This is a genomic window from Paradesulfitobacterium aromaticivorans, from assembly GCF_054657415.1.
This window is the reverse complement of sequence record NZ_BAAHYT010000011.1, coordinates 966,076-990,299: the sequence shown is the minus strand read 5'-3', so window position 1 is coordinate 990,299 and position 24,224 is coordinate 966,076. Positions and strand designations below refer to the sequence as shown.

Annotated in this window: 19 protein-coding genes and 2 pseudogenes; 18 read left to right on the top strand and 3 right to left on the bottom strand. The window is 48.1% G+C overall.

All coding sequences use genetic code 11. From position 1 onward, the window contains the following. The first annotated feature begins 64 nt into the window (after window positions 1–64). Together fusA and ACYQ2N_RS21510 are read left to right on the top strand one after the other, a co-directional pair. Window positions 65–2,083 (top strand): elongation factor G, encoded by a 2,019-nt coding sequence (gene fusA / locus ACYQ2N_RS21515; protein ID WP_460001483.1) that lies wholly within the window; start codon window positions 65–67, stop codon window positions 2,081–2,083. Window positions 2,084–2,410: 327 nt separating this feature from the next. Beyond that, window positions 2,411–6,667 carry an acyl-CoA dehydratase activase-related protein gene (locus tag ACYQ2N_RS21510; protein ID WP_460001482.1) on the top strand — a complete coding sequence of 1,419 codons (4,257 nt, stop codon included), beginning with the start codon at window positions 2,411–2,413 and terminating at the stop codon, window positions 6,665–6,667. Between the two features lie 34 nt (window positions 6,668–6,701). Here ACYQ2N_RS21510 and ACYQ2N_RS21505 read toward each other — a convergent pair whose 3' ends face one another. After that, complete coding sequence (locus ACYQ2N_RS21505) at window positions 6,702–7,145, bottom strand: hypothetical protein (RefSeq protein ID WP_460001481.1); 444 nt, start codon at window positions 7,143–7,145, stop codon at window positions 6,702–6,704. 47 nt (window positions 7,146–7,192) lie between these two features. Continuing rightward, on the bottom strand, window positions 7,193–7,585 hold the full coding sequence (locus tag ACYQ2N_RS21500; RefSeq protein ID WP_460001480.1) for a DUF4277 domain-containing protein: 393 nt from the start codon (window positions 7,583–7,585) through the stop codon (window positions 7,193–7,195). Window positions 7,586–7,749: 164 nt separating this feature from the next. On the opposite strand from ACYQ2N_RS21500, the gene ACYQ2N_RS21495 reads away from it, so the two are divergent. From ACYQ2N_RS21495 to ACYQ2N_RS21430, 14 genes and pseudogenes are all read left to right on the top strand, one after another. Beyond that, window positions 7,750–8,505, top strand: a complete 756-nt coding sequence (locus ACYQ2N_RS21495) for a GntR family transcriptional regulator (protein WP_206810551.1) — start codon at window positions 7,750–7,752, stop codon at window positions 8,503–8,505. A gap of 21 nt (window positions 8,506–8,526) precedes the next feature. Then, window positions 8,527–9,174 carry a cobalamin B12-binding domain-containing protein gene (locus tag ACYQ2N_RS21490; RefSeq protein WP_460001479.1) on the top strand — a complete coding sequence of 216 codons (648 nt, stop codon included), beginning with the start codon at window positions 8,527–8,529 and terminating at the stop codon, window positions 9,172–9,174. A 364-nt stretch (window positions 9,175–9,538) separates the two neighbouring features. Continuing rightward, a pseudogene (locus ACYQ2N_RS21485) lies at window positions 9,539–10,809 on the top strand (IS110 family RNA-guided transposase). A 583-nt stretch (window positions 10,810–11,392) separates the two neighbouring features. Further along, entirely contained in the window at window positions 11,393–12,025 is a 633-nt protein-coding gene (locus ACYQ2N_RS21480) for a cobalamin B12-binding domain-containing protein (RefSeq protein ID WP_460001478.1), read from the top strand. 60 nt (window positions 12,026–12,085) lie between these two features. After that, a complete protein-coding gene (locus tag ACYQ2N_RS21475; RefSeq protein ID WP_460001477.1) occupies window positions 12,086–13,330 on the top strand; it encodes a uroporphyrinogen decarboxylase family protein in 1,245 nt (414 codons plus the stop codon). Window positions 13,331–13,363: 33 nt separating this feature from the next. Further along, window positions 13,364–14,155 (top strand): dihydropteroate synthase, encoded by a 792-nt coding sequence (locus ACYQ2N_RS21470; protein ID WP_460001476.1) that lies wholly within the window; start codon window positions 13,364–13,366, stop codon window positions 14,153–14,155. Window positions 14,156–14,269: 114 nt separating this feature from the next. Beyond that, the gene (locus ACYQ2N_RS21465; RefSeq protein ID WP_206810530.1) at window positions 14,270–15,439 is read left to right on the top strand and encodes a uroporphyrinogen decarboxylase family protein; all 1,170 of its coding nucleotides are present in this window, start codon (window positions 14,270–14,272) and stop codon (window positions 15,437–15,439) included. 17 nt (window positions 15,440–15,456) lie between these two features. Beyond that, entirely contained in the window at window positions 15,457–15,636 is a 180-nt protein-coding gene (locus ACYQ2N_RS21460; protein ID WP_460001475.1) for a hypothetical protein, read from the top strand. 47 nt (window positions 15,637–15,683) lie between these two features. Then, window positions 15,684–16,337 (top strand): cobalamin B12-binding domain-containing protein, encoded by a 654-nt coding sequence (locus ACYQ2N_RS21455; protein WP_460001474.1) that lies wholly within the window; start codon window positions 15,684–15,686, stop codon window positions 16,335–16,337. A 178-nt stretch (window positions 16,338–16,515) separates the two neighbouring features. After that, a complete protein-coding gene (locus ACYQ2N_RS21450) occupies window positions 16,516–18,363 on the top strand; it encodes an ASKHA domain-containing protein (protein WP_460001473.1) in 1,848 nt (615 codons plus the stop codon). Between the two features lie 170 nt (window positions 18,364–18,533). After that, window positions 18,534–19,451, top strand: coding sequence for a uroporphyrinogen decarboxylase family protein (locus ACYQ2N_RS21445; RefSeq protein ID WP_460001773.1), 918 nt, complete (start codon window positions 18,534–18,536; stop codon window positions 19,449–19,451). Between the two features lie 133 nt (window positions 19,452–19,584). Continuing rightward, window positions 19,585–20,298 carry a Vitamin B12 dependent methionine synthase activation subunit gene (locus ACYQ2N_RS21440; RefSeq protein WP_460001471.1) on the top strand — a complete coding sequence of 238 codons (714 nt, stop codon included), beginning with the start codon at window positions 19,585–19,587 and terminating at the stop codon, window positions 20,296–20,298. Window positions 20,299–20,462: 164 nt separating this feature from the next. Further along, a complete protein-coding gene (locus ACYQ2N_RS21435; RefSeq protein ID WP_460001470.1) occupies window positions 20,463–20,672 on the top strand; it encodes a DUF6951 family protein in 210 nt (69 codons plus the stop codon). 42 nt (window positions 20,673–20,714) lie between these two features. Continuing rightward, on the top strand, window positions 20,715–21,956 hold the full coding sequence (locus ACYQ2N_RS21430) for a multidrug effflux MFS transporter (protein ID WP_460001469.1): 1,242 nt from the start codon (window positions 20,715–20,717) through the stop codon (window positions 21,954–21,956). A 539-nt stretch (window positions 21,957–22,495) separates the two neighbouring features. Here the strand turns inward: ACYQ2N_RS21430 and ACYQ2N_RS21425 are convergent. Beyond that, window positions 22,496–23,480: pseudogene (locus tag ACYQ2N_RS21425) on the bottom strand (transposase). Window positions 23,481–23,755: 275 nt separating this feature from the next. Between ACYQ2N_RS21425 and ACYQ2N_RS21420 the strand changes: the two are divergent. Both ACYQ2N_RS21420 and ACYQ2N_RS21415 read left to right on the top strand, forming a co-directional pair. Then, complete coding sequence (locus ACYQ2N_RS21420; protein WP_460001468.1) at window positions 23,756–24,001, top strand: hypothetical protein; 246 nt, start codon at window positions 23,756–23,758, stop codon at window positions 23,999–24,001. 21 nt (window positions 24,002–24,022) lie between these two features. Further along, window positions 24,023–24,208: a hypothetical protein gene (locus tag ACYQ2N_RS21415; protein ID WP_460001467.1), complete on the top strand. Its 186-nt coding sequence runs from the start codon at window positions 24,023–24,025 to the stop codon at window positions 24,206–24,208. Window positions 24,209–24,224 lie beyond the last annotated feature (16 nt).

The window sequence follows — 24,224 nt, the reverse complement described above, 5'->3', positions numbered from 1 at the left end:
TGTTAAATGCGGGAAGCAAAAGGCACCTGTCCTTTTCTTAATAACTTGTTAGGGGGAGATAGTCTTGAAGACCTATGACACGGGGAACCTGCGCAATGTCTGCTTGTTAGGGCACGGGGGGGCTGGAAAAACTTCACTGGCCGAAGCGCTCTTGTTTACGTCCGGAGCACTAAGCCGTATGGGAAAAGTTCCAGAGGGAAATACGGTATCGGATTACCTGCCTGAGGAGATTAAGCACAAAGTGTCTATTAGCACGAGCCTAGTGCCGGTAGAATGGCAAGGAGTTAAGGTTAATCTTTTGGATACTCCCGGTTATTCTGATTTTTTCGGTGAGGTTAAGAGCGCTCTGCGCGTTGCAGAATGCGGAGTCTTGGTTCTTTGCGGGGTGAGCGGACTTGAAGTCCAGGCCGAGATGATCTGGGATCAGTTGGAGGAACAGAAACTGCCCCGTTTGGTATTTATTAACAAACTCGACCGGGAAAACTCAAACTTTAACAAGGTCTTAGACCAGCTCAAGGAAGCTTATCCTCAAGCCCGCTTTGCTCCACTCCAGCTTCCGATCGGAGCTGAAAGCGATTTTAAGGGTGTTGTGGATATAATTGCCCAGAAAGCCTATTACTACGATGTTAACGGTAGCGGGAGCTATACGGCTAAAGAGGTACCTGCTGATTTAGCAGATGATGTGGAGATGATGAGGGATGCCTTAGCAGAAGCCGCCGCCGAAGCTGATGATGAAATACTCATGAAATATTTGGAGGGCGAGGGTTTAAGCAACAAAGAGCTTGTGCAAGTTACGCGTTCAGCCTTGGCTCAGAACTTAATTGTCCCCATTCTCTGCGGCTCTTCCCTTAAAAATATCGGGCCTGCCAATCTCCTTGATTTCATTCAAGAGAACGTACCACAGCCCGAAGTACTGGCACAAAAAGCTGCGCTTGTGTTCAAGACTTTGGCTGATCCGTATGTCGGAAAGATGAGCTTCTTCCGTGTGTACGGGGGGAAATTTTCAGCGGACAGCTTAGTATATAACACTACAAAAAACTCAGAGGAAAAAATGGGCCAACCCTTTTATCTGCGGGGGAAAGTACAAGAAACTACTCCTGCAGTTATTGCAGGCGATATTGCCGTAGTAGCTAAGCTGCAGGAAGTCGCAACCGGAGATACGCTCTGCGGCAAAGACAACTCTGTGGTACTCCCGAGAATTGAATTTCCTGAGCCGAATTTAGCGGTGGCAATTGAGCCCAAGAGCAAGGGAGACGAAGATAAACTAGGCTCTGCAATGGCGCGAATGGCAGAAGAAGATCCAACAATCAGAATTGGCAAGAACACGGAAACTAAAGAACTGATTCTTACTGGGTTGGGGGAAATGCATTTAGAAATCCTGCAAGAAAAACTGACCCGCAAGTTTGGTGTTGCGGTTAACGTGCGGGTGCCGCGGGTTCCATACCGAGAGACTATCCGTAAACCGGTTAAAGTCGAGGGTAAACACAAAAAGCAAAGTGGCGGCCATGGACAGTATGGGCATGTTTGGCTTAACATCGAACCGCTTATAAGCAAGGACTTTGAATTCACGGAAGAAGTTTTCGGTGGTGCTGTGCCCAAGCAATATTTCCCAGCAGTTGAAAAGGGCGTGCGCGAAGCTATGCAGGAAGGTATTATAGCAGGGTATCCGATGACAGATGTGAAGGTTACCCTTTGCGACGGCTCTTATCATAATGTGGATTCCTCCGAGATGGCCTTCAAGCTGGCTGCCATTTTAGCTTTTCGCAAGGGAGCTGAGCAAGCCAAGCCGGTCTTGCTCGAGCCGGTTGTAGAAGTTGAGGTGCACGTACCGGAAGCATTTATGGGAGACGTGATCGGGGATCTCAATGGCAAGCGGGGCCGGGTTATGGGGATGGAGGCGGACGGAAAATACCAAGTAATCCGCGCTCAGGTTCCACAAGCTGAAATGATGCGTTATGCTGTTGACCTTAAAGCCTTGACCCAAGGCAGGGGATATTTCGTGATGAAGTTCCTGCAATATGAAGAAGTCCCTGCCAAGATCAGTGACAGTTTAGTGACCCAACTTAAAGCTTCCCAGAACTAAACATTCATGCCACTGGCAGAGCGAAATAGGGTGTATACAAGCCGAAAAATATCTCAGTTAAATAGTGTTTGCTAGAAAGGCTTTAGGTCAGTCAACAAAACTTACTTAAAGCCCATTTTTTGGAAATATTTCCTTTTTGCCACATAGATTAAGATTGAAGTGAACAAGACTTGGTGGTACAATACAGGCGATAAACTCTAACTTTCTGCTTTTTTCGCTCACCTTTCTATTTCATGGGCTTGGTACTGAGGGACTGATCTTTAGGCCTTAGCACTGAGAGACAGACTTTGACTTCAATTAATACGGCTACATACGGAGGAAGGAAAAATGAGCGTGCTTAATGTTGGCCTCGATGTTGGCTCTACCACCGTCAAAATGGTCATCTTAGACAACAATGCCAATGTGATATACAAGAAATATTTAAGGCACTTCTCAAATATTAAAAGTACGGTTCTCTCCATGCTGGAAGACGCCAAATCGATTCTGCAGGGGCATCTTATGACCTTAATGATAACCGGCTCTGGTGGTGTTAATATTGCGCAAAAACTGGAAGTTCCGTTTATCCAGGAAGTGATCGCCTGCACCCATGCCATTAACAACGTCATCCCCAATACGGATGTAGCGATTGAACTGGGAGGGGAAGACGCTAAAATCACCTACTTAGGGGATGCCATTGAGCAAAGAATGAACGGAACGTGTGCCGGCGGGACCGGAGCGTTCATTGACCAGATGGCCGCCTTGCTGCAAACAGACCCAACAGGCTTAAATGAACTTGCTAAAAAACATACTAATATCTATCCAATAGCTTCGCGCTGTGGGGTTTTTGCGAAGACAGATGTTCAGCCCCTGTTGAACGAAGGGGCAGCGAAAGAAGATATTGCCGCATCTGTTTTGCAAGCGGTCGTAAATCAAACGATAAGCGGCTTGGCCCAAGGCAGGCCGATCAGCGGCAATGTAGCCTTTTTAGGCGGGCCTTTGCATTTTATGTCCGAACTACGTCAACGTTTTATCGAAACATTGATGCTCAGAAACCAAAATGTGCTGTTCCCGGAAGATTCCCAGTATTTTGTAGCTATCGGGGCCGCCTTGTCTTCTCGCGAAGAACAGCCGGTTTCATTCGAGTGTTTATATGAACGCGCTCCGGTAATTTATCACATGAACAACGAGGACGGGGACAAAATGGATCCTTTATTCGCGGATGACGAGGAATACCGCGAGTTTAAGGCAAGACATGAAAAGCATAAGGTTAAAAGGGTACATCTTGACAGCTATCGCGGAAATGCCTATTTAGGGATAGATGCGGGTTCGACCACAACGAAGCTTGCGCTCCTTGATGAAGAAGGGAGCTTGCTCTATTCTTATTATGGCAACAATATGGGCAGCCCGCTGGAGTCAACAGTTGATGCTCTCCAAACCCTATTTGATAAGCTAAACTCTGAGACTAAGATTGTAAACTCGGCAGTTACCGGGTATGGAGAGCATTTAATTAAAGCTGCTCTTAAAGTAGATATCGGGGAAATCGAAACGGTGGCCCACTATAAGGCAGCTGATTTCTTCTTGCCGGGAGTGGATTTCGTTTTAGATATTGGCGGTCAGGATATGAAAAGCCTAGTCATTCATGACGGAGTTATCGACTCCATTATGCTGAATGAAGCCTGTTCTTCAGGATGTGGTTCATTCATCGAGACCTTTGCTACTTCACTCAATATCCCTATCAAAGAATTTGCCGGAGTTGGCCTCCACTCTCAAAATCCGGTGGACTTAGGCACCCGCTGTACGGTTTTTATGAATTCTAAAGTAAAACAGGCGCAGAAAGAAGGGGCTGATGTCTGCGATATTTCCGCCGGGATTTCTATCTCTGTAATCAAAAATGCGTTATTCAAAGTCATCAGATTAAGAAATACCGAGGACCTCGGCCGTAAAATCGTGGTTCAAGGTGGAACTTTCTATAATGAAGCAGTTTTGCGCGCCCTCGAAAAAATTATCGACCGTGAAGTCGTACGGCCAGATATCGCCGGAATTATGGGCGCATTTGGGGCTGCCCTTATTGCCAGAGAGCGCTATCAAAAAGGATATGAGACAGCCCTCTTGCCTGCGCAAGAGTTAAGAAATTTACGCACTGAGACCTCGATGAAGCGCTGCGGGTTATGCGGGAACAATTGCCTGATCACTGTAAAAAAGTTTTCTAATGGAAGGGAATTTATCTCCGGCAACCGCTGTGAACGAGGAGCGGGCAAAGAGAAGGCTAATAATACGCTGCCTAACCTTTTTGATTTCAAATACAAAAGGCTGTTCAGCTACAAACCATTAAGCGAGCAGGAAGCCAAACGAGGCATTATCGGGCTGCCGCGCGTGCTGAACATGTATGAAGATTACCCGTTTTGGTTCACCTTCTTTACGGAAATTGGTTATCGCGTAGTCTTGTCAGGACGTTCTTCCAAACGTGTGTATGAACTCGGCATGGACACAATACCTTCGGAGTCAGCGTGTTACCCGGCCAAGATTGTGCATGGACATATTGTAGATTTAGTGAATAAAGGGATAAAAAAAATTTTTTACCCCTCCATTCCGTATAACATTCCGGAAGATCCTGAGGCCAATAACAAATACAACTGCCCGGTTGTAACGTCCTATCCGGAAACAATCCGCGCCAATATGGATATCCTGAAGGTAAAAGATGTAACCTTCTATCATCCTTTCTTGCCCTTAGATATGCCCAAGCGCATGGCCAAACGGCTGATCCGCGAGCTCGAACCGGAAAAGATCAGCAGGCACGAAATCCTGGAAGCTTTAAGAAAGGCTTACGCCGAACTGGAAAAGTACAAAGAAGATGTGCGCCAACAAGGGGAAGAAGCCCTCGCCTACATCCGTAAGCATGGGATAAAAGGGATAGTCTTGGCCGGGCGTCCTTATCACATTGACCCTGAGATTAACCATGGGATACCGGAAATGATCCAGTCCTATGGTTTTGCGGTCTTGTCCGAAGACGCCTTAAGACATCTGGGTACAGTGGAAAGGCCGCTGCGAATCGTTGACCAATGGGTTTACCATACCCGTTTGTACGCTGCGGCAACCTTTGTCGCTGAACAGAAGGATATCGAACTTATTGAGCTGACATCTTTCGGCTGTGGCCTTGATGCCGTAAGCACCGACCAGGTAAAAGAGATCCTGGATCGTTTCGGCAAAATCTATACCGTGCTTAAAATTGATGAGATCAATAACCTAGGAGCTGCTAGAATCAGGGTGCGTTCTCTCATTGCAGCTATTAATGAAAGGGACAAAAGAAATTTTGTTCCGCAACGGCTGTATGATAGCCCGACCAGGGCTTTGTTCACTGAGGAGATGAAGGCAAAGCACACAATCTTGGCTCCGCAGATGTCTCCGCTTCATTTTCAATTCTTGCAGACCGCCTTTCAAAAAGCAGGGTATAATATTGAAGTCTTGCCTGCCATCGACAAGTCAGCGGTCGATGTCGGCCTTAGATATGTGCATAATGACGCCTGCTATCCCGCTATTATTGTGGTCGGTCAATTAATGAAAGCTCTTAACTCAGGGAAATACGACTTAAACAATACTTCGGTAATTATCACGCAAACAGGTGGAGGGTGCCGAGCAACGAATTACATCGCTTTTATCCGGAAGGCTCTGCACGATGCCGGCATGTCTCAGATCCCTGTAATTTCTTTGGGTACAAGCGGCGGTTTGGAAAAAAACCCTGGGTTTAAGATCACTATGCCGGTGTTTAATGATTTGATGATGGGATTGATTTACGGGGATCTCTTGATGAGAGTCTTGTACCGGGTGCGTCCTTATGAAAAAGTCCCTGGTTCGGCCAACAGGCTGTATGAGAAGTGGGCCGAGGAATGCCGGGAGTCTTTGCGCAGCGGGGAACGCCGGGAATTCAGGGAAAATATTTACCGCATTGTTGAAGACTTTGATAGCATTGAGCTAAATGAGGACATAGTTAAGCCGAGAGTGGGAGTAGTGGGGGAGATCTTAGTCAAATACCATCCTACTGCCAACAATAATATAGTGGAACTCTTGGAGGCCGAGGGAGCAGAAGTAGTGGTTCCTGATTTGACCGACTTTCTGCTCTACGGTGCCTATGACAATAAAGTTAAGTATCTGCTTTTGTCAGGCAGTTTAATGGGGATGATATCAGGCTATCTTTCCATCAGCAAAATAGAATCGTTTCGGAAAGATATGAAAAAGGCCCTGGCAGCCAGCAATCGTTTTGAACCGCCTAAAGCAATCGTGGAAATAGCCGGGTATGCTGAACAGCACCTTTCTTTGGCGAACCAGACAGGGGAAGGATGGTTCTTAACCGGTGAGATGGTTGAACTGATTCACAGCGGGGTCAACAATATCGTCTGTCTCCAGCCTTTTGCCTGCCTGCCAAACCATATTACCGGCAAGGGCATGATCAGGGAACTGAGGCGCTCTTACCCCGCGGCTAATATCGTCCCCATTGACTACGACCCCGGGGCCAGCGAAGTCAACCAGTTAAACCGGATAAAACTTATGCTTTCCGTGGCTGTGAAAAATTTACGTGAAGAGTCTGGAATGCATTCGACTGGGAAATAAGCGTGAACTGTGCATAAGTGCTTAATATTCTTTGCTAGCAAAGGACAGATCCAACATCTTCTTTCTGTTTGCTTATCCTCTTAATCAAGGTTTTCTCCTTGCTGGCTTCCAGCATGCTAGAGTGAACGACCAGGAAGTTGTATTCTCGATCATCCAGTTTTCTTTGTACCGGAAATACCCGATAGCGAGCTGCCTGGTTGGCATTACTACTCGCTAGCATCCCGATTTCCTGCCAATCGTCTTGGTCCCATGCCAACTGTTTTAATTCCCTGGCTAAGCCAAAGGTTTCGGGAAACCTAGAGATAAACTGCACCTCCTGTCCGGCTAAGCGCTTTAAGCCTCCGGTAGAAATCAGGGCACAATCGGCGATAAAGATGACGTCTTTGAATCCTTGCTTGGTGAAAAGCTCATGCATCTTGAGAGCAGCATCCGGATTCCACTCTACGTCAGCTTTATTGCCGGCTAATAATTCACCCATTATGACTAATCCATGTTCCTGAACAGCGGCACCAAGTTTGAACTGCTTCAGATCGGGGCGCAGACCTTACTAAACCCGTGATTAATCTCAAATTCATCATGGGCCTGACCGGTGTACGCCCCCTGGACGGACTTTGATGTCGTATCAAAATGAACAACATTTATGCCAAGGGAGTGTGCCTGGAGTAAGGATAGGGAAACTGTACTGACCAATTGTTCCATCGATACCTCGGCAAGCTTATCCAAGGCGTGGCCATAAGCATCATCATTAAGTTGTTCAACACTGAGTTCAACATCAGCGAATAAACTTGGCAAGTCTTGTTGGGCCCAGAATTGTTCAATCTTCCACAGGGGTTTGCGGCCACAAAGAATACAAATCACCAACCGGGTTTTCTTTATAGCCGTTCTTGCACTAAGAACGGTTCTTTCGTGTGCGTGCATGAACATTATCGCTACAGTGAAAGTTCTTGACGTTTTAGCAATTTAAGAGTATTTTGATAATAGGTAAGCTTGTCTATACAATCTTGTGGCATTCGTGGTGATTGGGAAAGTATGAGAGATGTTTTCGATTAGAAGACTTACAATATGGAGCGGGTGTTTGAACAATGCAGGAAGGCAATTTAATCGATAAGAACTCGGTTATTCCTATATATTATCAGCTGGCTAAATTAATTAGAGAACAAATTCGACGGGGAGAATTTAAACCGGGCGAAGCTCTGCCGACAGAGATTGAGATTGCCAACCGTTACGAAATCAGCCGGATGACGGTACGCAGATCCATTGCGGAACTGGTATCGGAGGGAATGGTGTATGCTCTTCAAGGAAAAGGTACATTTGTCGCCAGCCCCAAATTGGATAATGTTGTCTTTGAATTGAACAATTTTAGCCACGAGATGGTGCAAAGGGGACTCAATTACAAAACGACCCTTCTAGAGGCTAAGATTATTCGGGCCGATGAGGAGTTGAAGGCAAAATTCCTTTTAAAAGAAGGCATCCATAGGATACTGCATTTTCGTACGGTTCTTTCTGCTGAGAATGAGCGCCTGAGTCTGGAGAACAAATACATAATATATACCAAAAGTAAACCCCTCCTGGAGTCGGAACTGAATGATCCGACTCTGCCGGGGTTAATTGCGACTCACAGTGATTATGTACCGGTCAGTGCTAAGAAGGTTCTGAAGGCGGCGGTGGCTACGAATGAAGAGGCATCCATTCTTGGAGTCTCTCCCGGTGCTCCCCTGTTTCTGGTTGAGACGACTGTTTTCGACCCGGATCTTAAGCCGGTTGGCTGGAGCAAGTCCATTTTTCGTGGGGATAGATATAAAATCACAAGCCACGACGGGTGGTTTCAAAAAGAGTAGCAGGGCGAGGAGGTTGCATCTGTGGAAGACAGATTGAAACTAGCGATGGGTGAGCTTGACGAAGAAGAGGTCCTATCTCTGGTTGAAGCGAGAATCCAAGCGGGAGTCAGCCCGACGGAGATCGTTGAGAGTTGCCGCAATGGCGTGGAAATAGTGGGTAAACGCTACAGTGATGGTCAGTATTTCCTCTCTGACCTGATCATGTCTGAAGAGATTTTCCGGGGCGTGATGCACCTCGTTGAGCCGCATATTCCCGTTGGTGAACCCAATAATGGATATTCCGTCGTCATGGGAACGATCGAAGGAGATATTCATGACCTGGGTAAGAACATTATCATTTATCTATTGCGGTCGTCTGGTTTCCGTGTCTATGATTTGGACGTAGACGTCTCACCTGAAAAGTTTGTTCAGGCAGTGAGCGAGACCAAGACCTGTATTTTGGGGATCAGTGTCCTTCTTTCCTTTTGTGTCGGCTCTATCAAGAAAGTCGTCGATCTACTGGAGGAAGCAGATTTGCGGGATAAAGTCAAGGTGGTGGTCGGGGGCTATGCGGTTGGTGAACTGGTCAAAGAGTATACCGGTGTCGACTTTTATGCCAATGATGTATCTCAAGCCCTGCGAATTATTCGAGAAATTGCACAGAAGGACTGCCCTCATTCCCAAAGCTGACTTCCTGGCTCTGAGACTATTTTTGTGGGCCGCTTGATCGAGGGAAGGACCGATCGGAGCAGAGAATTCTAAATAGTTTGCCGAAAGGGTATTGACCCACCCTTCGGCCCATGGTAATATAAGATCAAACAACTTGTATATACAATTATACAATCGTACAAATGCAAATATTCTCAGCGTTTTGGAATCTTCAGATATCCGTAAAAAGGAAATGATCAAAAAATACCCCAATATCGATGAATAAGGAGCATTCCTGTAAAGAAAGAATTGGGGGTTTGAAAAAGTAATGCACCTCCTGGTAACATACGAGGTGTCCAAAGCTAGCAACTGCAAGGATCCTTAAATACCAAACGGAGGTGCACAAATGAATTATACTCAACGGCAAAGGATTCAGCAAATTACAGAAAAAACCTTAATCATCGGCGCAGACATCGCAAAGTCAGAGCATGTAGCCAGAGCTGAAGATTTCAGGGGAATTGAATTAGGTAGGCACTTGATCTTTGAAAACAGACACCAGGGATTTTCCTCGCTGCTAGCATGGATCAAAAAGCTTCAACAAGTCCACAGTAAGACGGGTGTGATACTTGGAATGGAGCCAACCGGTCACTACTGGTTGCCACTGGCTCAGTTCTTGTGTGAAGCAGGAATTAAGGTGGTTGTCGTTAATCCCATGCATCTTAAAAAAAGCAAAGAATTTGATGATAATTCACCTACCAAGAACGATGTCAAGGATGCGAGGGTCATTGCGCAGCTAGTCAAGGACGGACGGTATTCTGAGCCGATTTTGCTTACCAGTGAGTACGCCGAATTGCGGGTTGCCATGGTTCAGCGAGAGCGGCTAAATACCAATCTGATCCACGTCAAAAACCAGGTTCATAACTGGCTGGATCGATATTTCCCAGAATTCTTGACAGTGTTTAAGAAATGCGAAGGAAAGGCCTCTTTGTTAACGCTTAAAAGTCTTCCCTTACCGCAAGATGTTTTGGCCCGAGGAGTTACCGGGATAGTGACTCAGTGGAGAACAGAGGTAAAAAGAGCGGTGGGAATTAAGAGAGCAAGCCTTTTAGTTGACACAGCCAGAACCTCCATAGGACTTACGAATGGCTTAACAATGGCCCGCGAGGAACTAAAGATTCTCCTGGAACAGTATGAACTGTATATGCGCCAGCTAGAGGCATAGAGGCCCATGTCATTGCGATATTAGCTCAGATTCCCGGCGTAGAAGAGATGATGGGAATAAAGGGCATTGGTTGGGTAACTGTTGCTGGATTTCTGGCTGAGATTGGTCAGTTGACTAATTACAAGCATCCTCAACAAATCGTCAAATTGGCGGGGATAAATCTCAAAGAGAATACTTCAGGGAAACACAAAGGAAAGACAGGCATTACGAAGCGTGGGCGCCCACGCCTGCGGGCTCTACTGTTCAGAGCAGCCATGGTACTTGCTGCCAAGAACCCTGAGTTCAAACAGTTGCATCAGTATTATACGACCCGCAAAGAAAATCCCCTGAAGAAAAAGCAGTCCATTGTCGCACTCTGTGCCAAACTCATTCGGATTCTCTTTGCGATAGGAAGCCAGAGAAAACCGTATGATCCCCAAAAGGTGCTGGCAACGAAGCTCAAGTTAGTTGCATAAGAAGGGTATGGGGCCAGCCCCCAAACTCCCGCCCTCGCGGGAGGCAGCAAAACAGTCTGAGCCTGTTCTGAGACCACAGGGTTTTGGTGCGTTAGCCCGTCAAGGGCAAGGACTTCGTCTCGGCTATCGCCGGCACTTGACAGGCGCAAAGTGTCCCGACAAACCGTTATTGGTTTGTTAGAGTTCGATGGGTTTACGCTAAACACTCGTTTTTCAGTTTTTCCTTAATGACAATGAAGCACGGAGTAGCTAGGGTGAAATATTCACCATACGGGCATTAGACCCTGCAAAGGAGCTTTCCTAGCCTCTACCCCTTGAAAGGTTGAACGAAGGAATGTTAGGGCCACATCTGTGGATCCAGTGAGACATGGGAGGGTGAACCACAAGGGACTTTTGTAGAGATCCAATTGTGTTACCATGATGTGGAAAAACGAGCAGACCCTCTGGATTTGCATACCCTTTTCCATGTTGAACACAAATTTCAACGTTCTTAGCTTGTAAGGGGATTTCATTCATTGATGAAAATCTATAAAAAAACGAATTTTAGCGAGTAAACATTAATTTATTGAGGGAGGAAGGACTAATGTCGGAGAAATTAGTAAATCTCATTGCTGATCTTCAAGAAGAGGAGGCTCTGGCAACTGCCAGACAGTTGATTGAAGGGGGAACCGACCCAATGGCCATTCTGGAGCGTTGCAGAGAGGCGACGGAGATTGTCGGTAAACGCTTTGAGCAAGGCCAGTACTTTATTCCTGATTTGCTGATGAGTGGTGAGATTCTTCAAGAGATTTCGGAACTTGCCAAATCCAGGATGAAGAAGGGTATTACGACAGGCTATGCAGGGAAAGTAGTCATTGGGACGGTGGAAGGAGATCTTCATGATATCGGCAAGAACATTGTTGCATTTTTCATGGAAGCTAACGACTTTCAAGTCTTTGATCTTGGTGTAGATGTCACTCCCGAAAAGTTTGTGGAAAAAATAAGGGAAGTACAGCCTGATGTGGTCGGTATGAGCGGTCTCTTAACTGTAGCATTTAAAGCTATGAAGGAAACCGTGGATGCGATCAAGGAAGCTGGATTGAGAGAACAAGTGAAAATCATGATCGGAGGAGCTCCCACAAACGAACAGGTGGCAAACTCAGTGGGTGCTGATGCTTACGCGAAAGATGCGCAGCATGGCATTCAACTTGCCAAGCATTGGGTTACAAGTTGTTAAAGGATTGTGCTTTCATTTCAAAATGTGCTAATTGAGAATAGTTCGGGGAGGATGCTTATCATGACTAAAAATCCTGAGGAATTATACCAAGAGAGATTAAAGAGAGTAGAAGATGCGATTGCTCTACGAGTTCCGGATAGAGTGCCGATTGTAACGTTTTTCTCTTATTTTGCTGCTCGTTACGCGGGAATCACCTATGAAGAATACACGTATGATGCTGAAAAAATGCTAAGTGCGGCCATCAAGGTACACGAAGATTTCGAGCCAGATATGGCGGATATCCCTGGCATCTATTATTTGGGTCCAACCCTCGACGCCTTGGGATTTAAACAACTAAGATGGCCCGGGCGAGGTGTTGGTCCGAACAAACCGTATCAGTTTGTTGAAGGCGAATACATGAAGGCAGAAGAATACGATCACTTTATTGAAGATCCTACCGACTGGATAATCAGAAAATACTATCCGCGAATCTGTAGTGAATTTGAACCTTTCAGTCAAATGGCTCCCTTTAAGTTTAGTTTCACCTATTTTAATATGGGATCTTTGGCACCTTTCGGCACCCCGGCGCTTCAAAAGGCGGTGGATGCATTGAAGAAAGCCGGAGAAGCCTCCATGGACGCACTGACTTACTTGATGAAGTTCGGCCAGGAAATGGCTAAAAGGGGCTTCCCAATCTCACTTGGTGGGCTTACACAAGCACCATATGATACCTTGGGTGACTATTTTCGTGGTACCAAGGGCATCATGCTTGACATCTACCGGCGTCCCGAGAAGCTTCTCAGGGCTCTTGATAAGCTTACGCCCTGGATGATTGAGCTGGGGGTAACTTCGGGAAAGCAGAGTGGAAATCCCTTCATTTTCATTCCTCTGCACAAAGGCTCGGACCAGTTTATGAATCAAGATCAGTTCAAGACTTTTTACTGGCCGAGTTTAAGAAAAGTTATGATGGGTTTGATTGATGCGGGGATGACCCCAGTAGTTTTTGTAGAAGCGGATCACACATCACGGCTCGAAATCATGAGCGATGTACCCCCGGGAAAAGTTGTTTACCACTTGGAAAACACGGATATATTTAAAGCCAAAGAGATCCTTGGAGACAAGGTATGTCTCAAGGGGAATGTCCCGATGCCCATATTATGTTTAGGCACTCCGGATGATGTGAAAGCGTACTGCAAGAAACTAATTGATGTGGTTGGCAAAAACGGCGGCTTCATCATGGATACATCGGTGAGCCTTGAGGACGCCAAAATTGAAAATGCCAGAGCCATGTTTGATTTTACCAAGGACTATGGAGTATATCGGTAGATAGCAAAGTCGCAAATTGGAGGATTTAAAACGATGCTTATTATTGGAGAAAAGTTAAACAGTGCAATTCCGTCCGTGAGGGAAGCTATCCTGAACAAAGATGTCGACTTCATCAAAGAGTTGGCGAAGAAACAGGCTGCCGGCGGGGCGGATTTTCTCGATATCAATACTGCGCAAGGGAACAGCGAAATCGACGACATGGAGTGGGTCGTGCGCGCCGTACAGGAAGTTGTAGATGTACCTCTGTGCATTGACAGTGTGAGCCCGGACGTGATCAGGAAAGGCTTGGAAGTCGCTCAAGGCAAGACAATGCTGAATTCAATCAGCATGGAAACCAGCCGGCTTGAAGGTATGCTGCCTCTGATCAAGGAATTTGATTGCGCTGTCATTGCTTTGACCATGGATGACAACGGAATACCCAAAACTACCGAAGAACGCATCAAAATCGCTGGTCAACTCGTGGACATCCTCAAGAAACAAAATGTTGATTTGGAGAAGGTTTATTTTGACCCTTTGGTGCTGCCCCTAGCTGTAGACAGCAACAACGGTGTAATCTTCTTTGAATGCCTGACCGAAATTAAACGACTGTTCAATGTCAAAACGGTATCAGGTCTGAGCAATGTATCTCATTCTCTGCCGAAACGCAAATTGATTAACCGCAATTTCCTTACCATTTGTATGAGCCATGGGATGGATGCCGCCATCATGGATCCCACTGACACCAAAATTACCAGTGCGCTGATAGCCTCAAATTTACTTCTCAACAAGGATCGCTTTTCCCGCAATTACCTGAAAGCCTTCCGCAACAACAGTTTGGAAGACTAGGTTTCGAACATGCATTTTTTAGCGGCATGGAAAAGGGGAAGTGATAATGGATAAAAGAGTATTGTGGTTCCAGGACCAAAACCAGAAAATATATGTTGGAGGTGCCGGAAGTCAATGGGCAAAGAAGAACTTTTTCAAGAAAGGTTTAATCGCTACACAACTGCCCTCAAAGGAGGAAAACCGGACAAGGTTCCAATCCGTTTGCAGTTAAGTGAATTCATGGCAGCCTATGCAGGCATTACTTTGCAGGATATCTATTATGATTTGGATAAAAATATTGCTGCTGTCGACAAGATCCTTGCTGATTTTGATATGGATGTTATCGGAGGGACTCCCAGCCTCTGGTGGGCCGGACAGCATGATGCCGTCGGAGCCAAATACCTGAAGTTTGCGGGACGCGAACTGGAAGAAAACCGGCAATTTCAGTATGTTGAAGACGAGTATATGCTCGCTGATGACTATGATGCCTTTATTGCTGACCCGACCAAATGGATCTTGGAGTCTTATCTGCCACGGATTCATGAGGAATTTGCCGAACCGGGATCATACCGTGCCAATTTGGCTTTGATTAAGGGAACAGCAGCCATGATGATGAGCACAGGCGCTTCGCAACAGGCTGGAGCCCATTGGGCCAAAGATTTCGGTATGCCTTTGTCAATAGCAGGCTTCAGCAAGGCTCCTTTTGATACTCTGGGTGATACGTTGCGGGGCCTCAAAGGGATCATGATGGATCTCCGCAAGCGCCCGGATAAAGTCCTTGCGGCAACAGAAGTCTTAGTGGCTCACAATATTTTCTACGGAATGGCCACATCCGGTGGGGACACATCTTTGCCCGCTTTCATGCCCTTGCACCGCGGAAGCTATCCGTTCCTCAATCCCAAGCAATGGGATACTTTCTATTGGCCATCACTCAAGGCGGTCATTGAAGGCATGTGGAAGCTGGGAAAACAGACTTTGTTCTACGCCGAGGGCAACTGGACGCCTTACTTGGAGAAGATTGCCGAGCTGCCTGATCACAGTATCGTTTTCCATGTCGATCAGACAGATATGGCTAAAGCCAAGGCCGTACTCGGTGGAAGGTTCTGTTTGAGCGGCAATGTCCCCAATACCCTGTTGGCCTATGGCAAGCCGGGCGAAGTCAAAGAATATGTCAAGCGTCTGCTCAATGACTATGCCGCAGATGGGGCCTTTATCATTGATAGCGCTGGAGTTATGCAAGCGGATGTTAAAGCGGAAAACATTGCAGCCCTTATCGAAGCAGCTAGAGAATTTGGAACTTATTGAACGGGGAGGTAATGATAATGACGGATATGCCGAAAAAAAATGAAACCAAGGGCAACCCTCCAGGAGTTTGTATCCCCTGGGAGCAAAAAGCCAAAGAGTTCGGGCTGATTGCCGGTAACTCAGAGGGCGTTAAAAAGGAATGGGAAAAAATAGACGCTTTTGCTTACGTCTACCTCTGGTACTGGGTTCACCGTTAAAATGCGGTCTGCACAGATATCATCTAAAATTGGGAGGAATAGTTAATATGGCTACACTGGTTGATGAACTAGCGAGCGCGATTGCGGAATTGGAAGACGAGAAGGTGCTGGAACTAGTTACGACTCGCCTGGATTCCGGAATTGCCCCTTTGGCAATTGTGGACAACTTACAGCAAGGAATGACAGAAGTTGGTATGCGTTTTGAATCCGGGGATTATTTCTTAAGTGAATTAGTCATGTGCGGTGAAATCATGAAAGATGCAATGGCTGTACTAGAGCCGCATCTGGCAGGGGCGGATCAACAACATCGTGGCAGTATTGTCATTGGGACGGTCAAGGGGGATGTTCATGACCTTGGCAAGAACATTGTCGTGATGCTGTTAAAAGGCGCCGGATATAATGTGATTGACCTAGGAATTGATGTTCCAGCAGAAAAATTTATTGAGGCTTTAAAGGAGTGGCAGGCTCCCCTGGTTGGGATGAGTGTTCTCTTGACTGCCTGCCAGGAAGGCATGAAAGGGATTATTGAGGAAATCCGGGCAGCAGGCTTAAAAGTTGCTATGATCATTGGTGGCAACTATGTCGACGAAGCTGTCAAGAATTATGTCAAGGCGGATTATTTTGCCCATAATGCGAGTGATGCTGTGAAAATTGCGGATAAAATATTTAAGACTGCCCGCGGTTCTGCGCACTCTGCCTAATGTACCTGAGACCCTTGAGGGATATGGGGAGTTTGTCGGCTGAGGCATCTCCCCATATCGTAATTTGGGGCGAAATAGGGTTTTTTATTTTTTCAATCGATTTATAATAGATTTATAATAGATTTATATTAGCGGCGAGGGGTAGATTAAGCGTCTCTGGGCAGAAAGGAGCAACATCTTGGTTGAGGTAAAATTCTTGCCTTCCAACAAAATGGTCAGTGTACAGGATGGCAGCAACATTCTTCAGGCGGCGATAGCGGCTGAAGTCCAGGTGGAAAGTACCTGCGGAGGCAAAGGAACCTGCGGCAAGTGCAAGGTGCGATTGCAGACAGGGGAGGCGGACAGAGGGGTTAATCTAACGCCTGCGGAAAAGAAGTTTCTCACTCCGGCCGAAATCGAGTCAGGGTGGGTTTTGGCTTGTCAGCACATTCTGTCGGAAGATGCCGTTGTCGTCTTGCAGGAGCAAAAGGATGCTTACGACCGCAAGGCCGGTTTTCATGATTCAGAGAAAATTAGGGCGCACGCGCCTGGTATTCGCAAGCTTGCGCTCGATCTGAAGGAACCGACGGTTGGGGATCAGGGTGCAGACTGGGAACGCGTTGTCAGGGCACTGCCGGTTGAAGATGTTCCGTTCAGCTGTCCGGTGGCGGCCTCCTTACCACAAAAGCTGCGTCAGGGCAAGTTTAAGGTGACGGCGGTGCTGGATGGCGCAAGACTGCTCGCAGTGGAGCCTGGGGATACCCGCGATCGCTCATATGGCCTGGCCATCGATATCGGTACGACGACGGTGGTCGTCTACTTGGTGGATTTTAATCGCGGAACGGTCATTGCGAGCGGGGCAGTGACAAATCCTCAGAATATTTTCGGGGCCGATGTCATTGCCAGGATCACGCATGCTGCCGGAGGTCCGCAGGCGTTGCAAGAATTGCAAGAGAAAGTGGTTGTCGGTATCAACGGGATCATTGCCCAACTGACCGGGAAATGTGAGGTAAGCCCCGAGGAAATTTACCAGGCCGTTGTGGTAGGCAACACGACCATGAGCCACTTGTTTCTGGGCATTGATCCATCCTTTCTCGCTCCGGCCCCTTTTATTCCCGCCTTTCAGCAGGCGGTGGAGATTGAGGCCGGGGAGTTGGGACTAAACATTCTTGCAACCGCCATCGTCACGGTCTTGCCCAACGTGGCTGGCTACGTCGGCTCAGACACCGTTGGGGTCATGCTGGCCGGTGGAGCCGACCGTCTGCAGGGTGTGAATCTCATGGTGGACATCGGGACGAATGGCGAAATCGTCCTGATCGGCAAAGGGAGTATCTTGACCTGCTCCACAGCGGCCGGGCCGGCCTTTGAGGGGGCGGAGATCAAGCACGGTATGCGGGCCGCAGAAGGCGCGATCGAGCGAGTGCATATTTCCTCAGACGTCGAAGTAGGCGTGATCGGTGGGACTAAACCCCGCGGGATTTGCGGTTCCGGTCTGATCGATGCACTTTCTGAAATGGTGCGGGTGGGAGTTGTGGAAAGTTCCGGAAGACTTGCCGCTAAGGAAGCCCAGTTGGAAAATCTCCCCCCTTTGGTGCGCAGGCGCCTGCGCGGCAGTGGTGGGGGAGCGGAGTTTGTCCTGGTCTGGGGCGAGGATTCGGCAACAGGCGAAGACCTCGTGATCAGCCAGAAAGATGTGCGTGAATTGCAACTCGCTAAGGGAGCCATCATGGCCGGGATCAGGGTTCTCTTGAGGGAGCTGGGAGCGGAGGTCCGGGAAATCGATCGTGTTCTCTTGGCAGGAGCTTTTGGCAATTATATCGGGAAGGAAAGTGCTCTGGGTATCGGGCTCTTGCCTCCCGTGCCGCTTGACAGGATTGCCGCTATTGGGAATGCGGCCGGCGATGGGGCCAAAATGGCTCTTCTCTCCGTTGCAGAGAAAGAGCGGGCGCTCAGTCTCGCCCGGCAGGTCAGACACATTGAACTGTCCAGTGATAAGGGCTTTCAAGAGGAATTCATTGATGCCCTGTCTTTTGAGCAAAAGGTTTAGATTTCGCTTCATAAGGCTTTTGAGGCTGGTAAATTTGATGAGTCCCATAAGCGCGACAAGTAGGGGTTTATGCCAAGAGTCTTTGGTTGTCCCTTCGCTGCCTGCCCCGGTTGTGGTCACGTTGGTTTTTCCAGTTATGTTTAGGAATAGGTGTGTGTGAAGTGGCGGATATGGATAAACGCAAGGAAAACAGTCAACGGGAGTGGGTTGCCCGGAGCATTGCGGAGGGCGTGAGGGAGCGAGTTCCCAAGGGGGAGTTGTGTATTGCTGACTCCCTCATTCAAAAGGCTTTAAACTGCCGTGAGGTCGGCTTCCAGGAAAGGCGTGCCTTTGTGGCCGGAATGAATTTGGACATTTTCACACTCTCTCCCATTTATCCTGAGCAGGGAAAACGCCTGCCCGCCTCCGGTGAGACAGTGTGGCCGGCGCTGAAGGAATGGACGACAGAGACTTCCTTGTTTACTTTTGCTCTACTCGACGGAGCATTCGAGTGGGGTCTGCGCACCATGGGCTTTCAGGAATTTCTCCTTCTGCCCCGCTCATCCCCTTTGATTTTCAAAGGCTTTATTCGTTCTGTAGAGGAACTGAACGGATCACTCATCCGGCTTTTGGCCGAAAGTGGAATCGATGGCATCATTCTGGCGGACGACATTGCTTTCAGCAAAGGCCTCATGCTTCAACCGTCCGTGCTAAGGAAATATTTTTTCCCTTCCCTGTCCAGACAGGTTGCGGTAGCTGAGAGGAGTGGCCTGCCTGTCTTTTATCATTCCGATGGCCGCTATTGGGACGTCGTTGAGGATGTCATCGAAGCCGGCTTTGCCGGGTTACACTGTGTGGACCGCGCCTCTGGGATGGATATAAGCAGGTTGCAGGCCAAAGTGGGCAACAGTCTCTGCCTCTGGGGCCATCTTGATGCCGGTGATGCTGAAAAGGCCGGAGATCCGGTTATGCGGCAGGAGCTGCTCCACTCCGCTCAACAACTTGCGCGGGATAAAAGATTTATACTTGGGACGAACAGCGGCCTGTTTGAGGGCATGGACATTGAGGGACTGCGAGCGCTGTACCGCTCACTGGATGCCTCTTGGTGATCCCGAGGCGACTTGGGAGGCCATGGAGTCTATTGGGGCTTTTGGAGGCTGTGGATGGTCAGGGCCCGATCGTTGAACTTTTTTCCGGCCTTTGGCTTCTGGCCTCTGATTTTCTGGATAAGGGGGAGGAACAATGGCGGAACCGGTAATCCGGAATCTACCGCTGCCGGAGGTTGGGGTTGAGGATGTCCTGCGGGCTGAGGGAAATGACGGCCAACACCCTCCCCGGCAGAGTATAGTGGATCTTTATGAGGACGTCTTGGCAGAGTCGACCACTTTAGTGGAACCCAGGGCGATTTGGACTGAAGTAGAGGTGGAGGGCGCCGGCAGGAACGAATTGCGTCTAAAGGGCGGATTACGCCTTACCAGCAGGCTTTTGGTAAAATGCGCCGGATCAGCTGAGAAGCTGCTCATATTCGTCATGACGATAGGCGCGAAAATTGATGAACAGATATCGTTGTACCAGCAGAGTGGGAATATCTCTCGGGCCTATGTTCTGGATTCTGTGGGATCCACGTTCATTGCCCTGGGAAGTTCTATGGCCTTGAGTGGAATGGAAAAAAAATATCTCGAATTGGGCCTGAAAACGTCCATTCCGCTGGGACCCGGACATTCCTACTGGAAGAGACTGGAGGATCAACAGGTTTTGTTCCGTATAGCGCAACCGGAGCGAATCGGGTTGAGTCTCAACGATTCAAACTTAATGCTTCCCCGAAAATCGGTGAGTATGGTGATGGGAGTTGGAAACGACTTGCCTGAGCACAATGGACAGAAGCATTGCGATTTTTGTACTTTGCGAGGAAATTGCCCTATGAACAAAGTCGTCTCCGGGGCGAAGATGGATTAGGATGGTCCTGGACAAGAAGGGGTGTCTTAGACAAGAGTTTGTCCCGTATTGGGCGGATCAGGCAAGGTGGTATCACGATCATGCGACACATTGCCTCGAAGGCAGGTTGTGCCGCGTCGAACGGATTAGCCTGGCTCTTGATATTTTGGTGGAGGGGATAAACGATGAAGGTGGCCAAAGTCAAGGCGGGTATTTGCGGTTTTTACTCGGAAATTTCAGCAAGTTCCCAGAATGGGCGTCAGGTAGATATTATTTTTAAAACGGAATGTCCCAATTTGCAACCGATGGAGAAAGAGCTTAGGATGATGGGGAATAATTACCGAAACAAGCAAGTCTGTCAAAGGCTTGAAACATTGAAACATGAAATATCATAAATCATAAGGACGCATGGCAGCTAAGGGTGGTCAAAAGATTTGATGAACAACGATAAATATGGTCTCAGCAGGGGTCTGCCCCAATTTACGGGAACCCGTAAATTGGGGATAACCTTGGTATTGGGAGCGTTGGCAGCTTTTGCGCCCCTATCCATTGATATGTATTTGCCTTCCCTGCCGTCCATGGCCGGGGATCTTCACACTAGCACATCGCTTGCCCAGCTCAGTCTGACTGCTTCCCTGCTTGGTCTATCCATAGGGCAACTGCTGGCCGGAGCGCAAAGTGACGTTCGTGGCCGCCGTTTTCCCCTTCTGGTGGGACTGGTCGTATATGCGGCATCATCCCTCCTCTGCGCGCTGAGTCCTTCGGTTTGGAGCTTAATTATTCTCCGCTTCGTTCAAGGGCTGGCGGGCTCTGCCGGAATAGTGATTTCCCGGGCTATTGTCCGGGACCTCTACTCCGGTGCGGAAATGACAAAATTCACAGCCCAACTTATGCTGGTCAACGGTGCTGCGCCTATTTTGGCACCCATTATAGGGGGGCAACTGCTGCAATTTACCTCTTGGCGCGGGGTTTTCGCTGTCCTGTTCCTGGTTGGAACCGTGATGTTCCTGAGTGTTCTTTTCAGTTTGCCGGAGACGTTGGCTGTGCAACAACGTTCTCAAGCGGGAATCACGAACACGCTGACCACATTCCGCGTCCTCGTCAGAGATCGCGAGTTTATGGGATATGCTTTGCCCCAGGGGTTTGTCAGTGCTGCCATGTTCGCCTATATTTCAGGCTCACCGTTTGTCATCCAGAACATCTACGGAGTTTCTCCACAGGGGTTCAGCCTAATTTTTGCCACGAATGGCTTAGGCATTATCCTGGCAGGACAAATCACCGGGAGACTGGCAGGCCGGATTCGCTTGACGAAACTCTTTGTCACGGGCCTCGGTCTGGCCGCGACGGGCGGCATCAGTTTGCTGGCCGTGATCTTGCTGGGTGCTGGGCTGCCTGCTATTTTGCCGCCTCTGTTTCTCGTGGTGTCAAGCGTCGGCATTGTAGGAACAGCGGGCTCCTCTTTGGCCATGGAGAACTACGGCCGCGCGGCCGGGAGTGCTTCAGCTATTCTTGGTCTCCTTCCCTTTATCTTCGGAGCCGTTTTGGCTCCCCTCGTGGGCCTGGGGGGCGGCAATACGGCGGTTCCGATGGGTATAGTGATCGCGGCTGTTGAGGCCTGTGCCTTGCTGTTGTATACCATACTTAGAGGACTTAGAAGAATTAATCACGGGGTCTCGTAGAATTCCGAGGATTCCGGCAAGAGCTGAGGGGATGGTGTAGTGAGTTAGCTATAATCGAAAGTTTGCTGCGGCCCAGCGAACAAGTGGTACGAATGTGGGTAGCTGAAGAAATTTCTGTCCAGAGGTAACCAGCAAAACCAAGTCAGCGGAGTCTTCGACAAGAAGGCTTTCCACTAGCTTTTCGCTTTAGACGAGACGATGAAGCTCTGACTGTCGTGAGCTTTCAGCACCAATTGGGTGGATAGGTTGAGTCTATGAAAGGCAAGTAATTTTGCGTCGACGCAAAATTACTTGCCTTTCTGTTTTTGAGGATGGACCCTCAGGGGTTTACGTCGGAGTCAAAAATGCCCGAAGGAATAGGATTTTGGGATATCGAGGAAGCTAAGTGGGATAGGATACCTTGGCACGGTAATTGCTAATAACCTATCCTGAAAATTAAAGACCCTAAAAACAGGCAAAAAACAAGACCATTTAAACCAACTTGCACTTCCTATATATTGGGTGCAACCCGGTTTCTGCTGAATGTTTGATACTTTTCGTTAAGCTACCTCTTCGACCGTGACTTTATATCCTAAAGCTTCAAGTTTTTTAATGGACTGTTTTACTACTGTTTGGCGCTTGCGTTCTTCATAATAGTTTGGACCGAGTTCAATATAATGCTGCTTTCTATTTAAAATGTGATAAGCGATGGTTAAAATACTATGGGCAACGGCCAATGCTGCTCGGTTTGCTCCTCTTCTGGCGGCTATTCGGTGGTATTGGGACGCCAAATATGTGTCTTTCGTGCGGGACGCTGCTCGGGCTGCTTCAACTAAAGCACTTCGTAACTTTTGATTTCCCTTCTTGGATTTACCAGACTTTCGTTTTCCAGCACTTTCGTCATTACCTGGAGCTACCCCGGCCCATGAGCATAAGTGGGCGGCGGAGGGGAACTGATTCATGTCGGTACCTGCTTCGGCTAAGATTTGTTCAGCTTCCCACTCCGGGTATGGTATCCATAACTCCAGGTCCTCTTCAAAAGGGAGCATTCTTGCCTTAACTTCTTCATCCAGTTTAGCTATGATTTCATCCAAAAATTCAATGTGCTTAAGTTGAGTATCCAGCATGATTTTTTGATGTATACCCATTAAACCATGCATGACCCTTTGAAGATCAGCCTTTTTGCTTTTTAGCTTGCCTTTAGCCATTTCAGAAAGGGTTTCCGGATTCTCCTGCCCTTGTATCATGGCCTCAATCATAGCCCGTCCGGATTTGCCTAAGACATCGCGTGCTACAGAAGAAAGTTTTATATTGGACCCTTCCAAAAATTTCCATGAGGTTGTAAATCGGTTTCCAGTAAGAAGCGGTACTTTCCATCGCCACATGAGTACAGCATTTGGTTTTGAGCCAGTCCACTAAAGAAATAAGCTCATCGGTCATGGTTGAAAAGGTGCGAATTTCTTTCCCTTCGGGTGTGAGGGTGCAGGCGACAACGCTCTTTTTATGAACGTCCAACCCGCAACAGTGGGTATACATGACATCCACAAGTATTTCATCCTTTTGGCTGTTTAAGATTGAAGGGCTGGTGCAACAACCACTAACGGATCATTCTATCCTGCGTGCTCTCCAAAGAGGCAACAATTTGTGGTGCACCTGGTCGTTGTGGTCTGTCTATAGAGCGGGCTCGAGGCACCATAGAAACCCGACCTACCTTCGCCAGCCAACAAGGAAATTCGACATGAACCAATTTTCATCCTTCCGATGGTGGCGCGTCAGCGGCATGGGTGTCTATTAAGATTTTACAAGGGAGGAGATATCAGATGACAACACCCATTCGCATCATTCAATGGGGTTTGGGAGCTATGGGGAGTGGGATGGCCCGACTGCTCCAGCTGAAAAGCGGTATTAAGATAGTGGTGGCTTTTGACCAGGACCCGAATAAAATAAGGCAGGATCTCGGAATTTATATGGGAGGAGTTGAAAGTGGAGTTTTAATTCAAGCTCCGCCGCGGGAGACGGAAGGTGTTTCGCAAGGCCTTGCGAAGAGTATGTCGTCAACACAGTAGTTGGCGGGGGAGTGGCCGGAAATGGCCGACCTCGTGATTTTGGCAACCTTGTCCTTCACGCGGGAAGTGGCCCCCCAAATCAAAACAGCGGTCAAACAGGGAATAAATGTGATAAGCATTGCCGAGGAGATGTCTTTCCCCTATGAGGGGGAACCAGCCTCAGGTTCTCCCTCATTTGGAAGACGTGGATACGGGAGACTATATTAGAAATCCTCACCCAAAA

Excerpts from the sequence above, each read along its gene's own strand:
- ACYQ2N_RS21455 (WP_460001474.1), top strand. The coding sequence starts at position 15,684 with ATGGCTACACTGGTTGATGAACTAGCGAGCGCGATTGCGGAATTGGAA.
- ACYQ2N_RS21480 (WP_460001478.1), top strand. The coding sequence starts at position 11,393 with ATGTCGGAGAAATTAGTAAATCTCATTGCTGATCTTCAAGAAGAGGAG.
- ACYQ2N_RS21475 (WP_460001477.1), top strand. The coding sequence starts at position 12,086 with ATGACTAAAAATCCTGAGGAATTATACCAAGAGAGATTAAAGAGAGTA.
- ACYQ2N_RS21430 (WP_460001469.1), top strand. The coding sequence starts at position 20,715 with ATGAACAACGATAAATATGGTCTCAGCAGGGGTCTGCCCCAATTTACG.
- ACYQ2N_RS21435 (WP_460001470.1), top strand. The coding sequence starts at position 20,463 with ATGAAGGTGGCCAAAGTCAAGGCGGGTATTTGCGGTTTTTACTCGGAA.
- ACYQ2N_RS21460 (WP_460001475.1), top strand. The coding sequence starts at position 15,457 with ATGACGGATATGCCGAAAAAAAATGAAACCAAGGGCAACCCTCCAGGA.
- ACYQ2N_RS21495 (WP_206810551.1), top strand. The coding sequence starts at position 7,750 with ATGCAGGAAGGCAATTTAATCGATAAGAACTCGGTTATTCCTATATAT.
- ACYQ2N_RS21470 (WP_460001476.1), top strand. The coding sequence starts at position 13,364 with ATGCTTATTATTGGAGAAAAGTTAAACAGTGCAATTCCGTCCGTGAGG.
- ACYQ2N_RS21445 (WP_460001773.1), top strand. The coding sequence starts at position 18,534 with ATGGATAAACGCAAGGAAAACAGTCAACGGGAGTGGGTTGCCCGGAGC.
- ACYQ2N_RS21420 (WP_460001468.1), top strand. The coding sequence starts at position 23,756 with ATGACAACACCCATTCGCATCATTCAATGGGGTTTGGGAGCTATGGGG.
- ACYQ2N_RS21465 (WP_206810530.1), top strand. The coding sequence starts at position 14,270 with ATGGGCAAAGAAGAACTTTTTCAAGAAAGGTTTAATCGCTACACAACT.
- ACYQ2N_RS21500 (WP_460001480.1), bottom strand. The coding sequence starts at position 7,585 with ATGCACGCACACGAAAGAACCGTTCTTAGTGCAAGAACGGCTATAAAG.
- ACYQ2N_RS21510 (WP_460001482.1), top strand. The coding sequence starts at position 2,411 with ATGAGCGTGCTTAATGTTGGCCTCGATGTTGGCTCTACCACCGTCAAA.
- ACYQ2N_RS21505 (WP_460001481.1), bottom strand. The coding sequence starts at position 7,145 with ATGGGTGAATTATTAGCCGGCAATAAAGCTGACGTAGAGTGGAATCCG.
- ACYQ2N_RS21440 (WP_460001471.1), top strand. The coding sequence starts at position 19,585 with ATGGCGGAACCGGTAATCCGGAATCTACCGCTGCCGGAGGTTGGGGTT.
- ACYQ2N_RS21415 (WP_460001467.1), top strand. The coding sequence starts at position 24,023 with ATGGCCGACCTCGTGATTTTGGCAACCTTGTCCTTCACGCGGGAAGTG.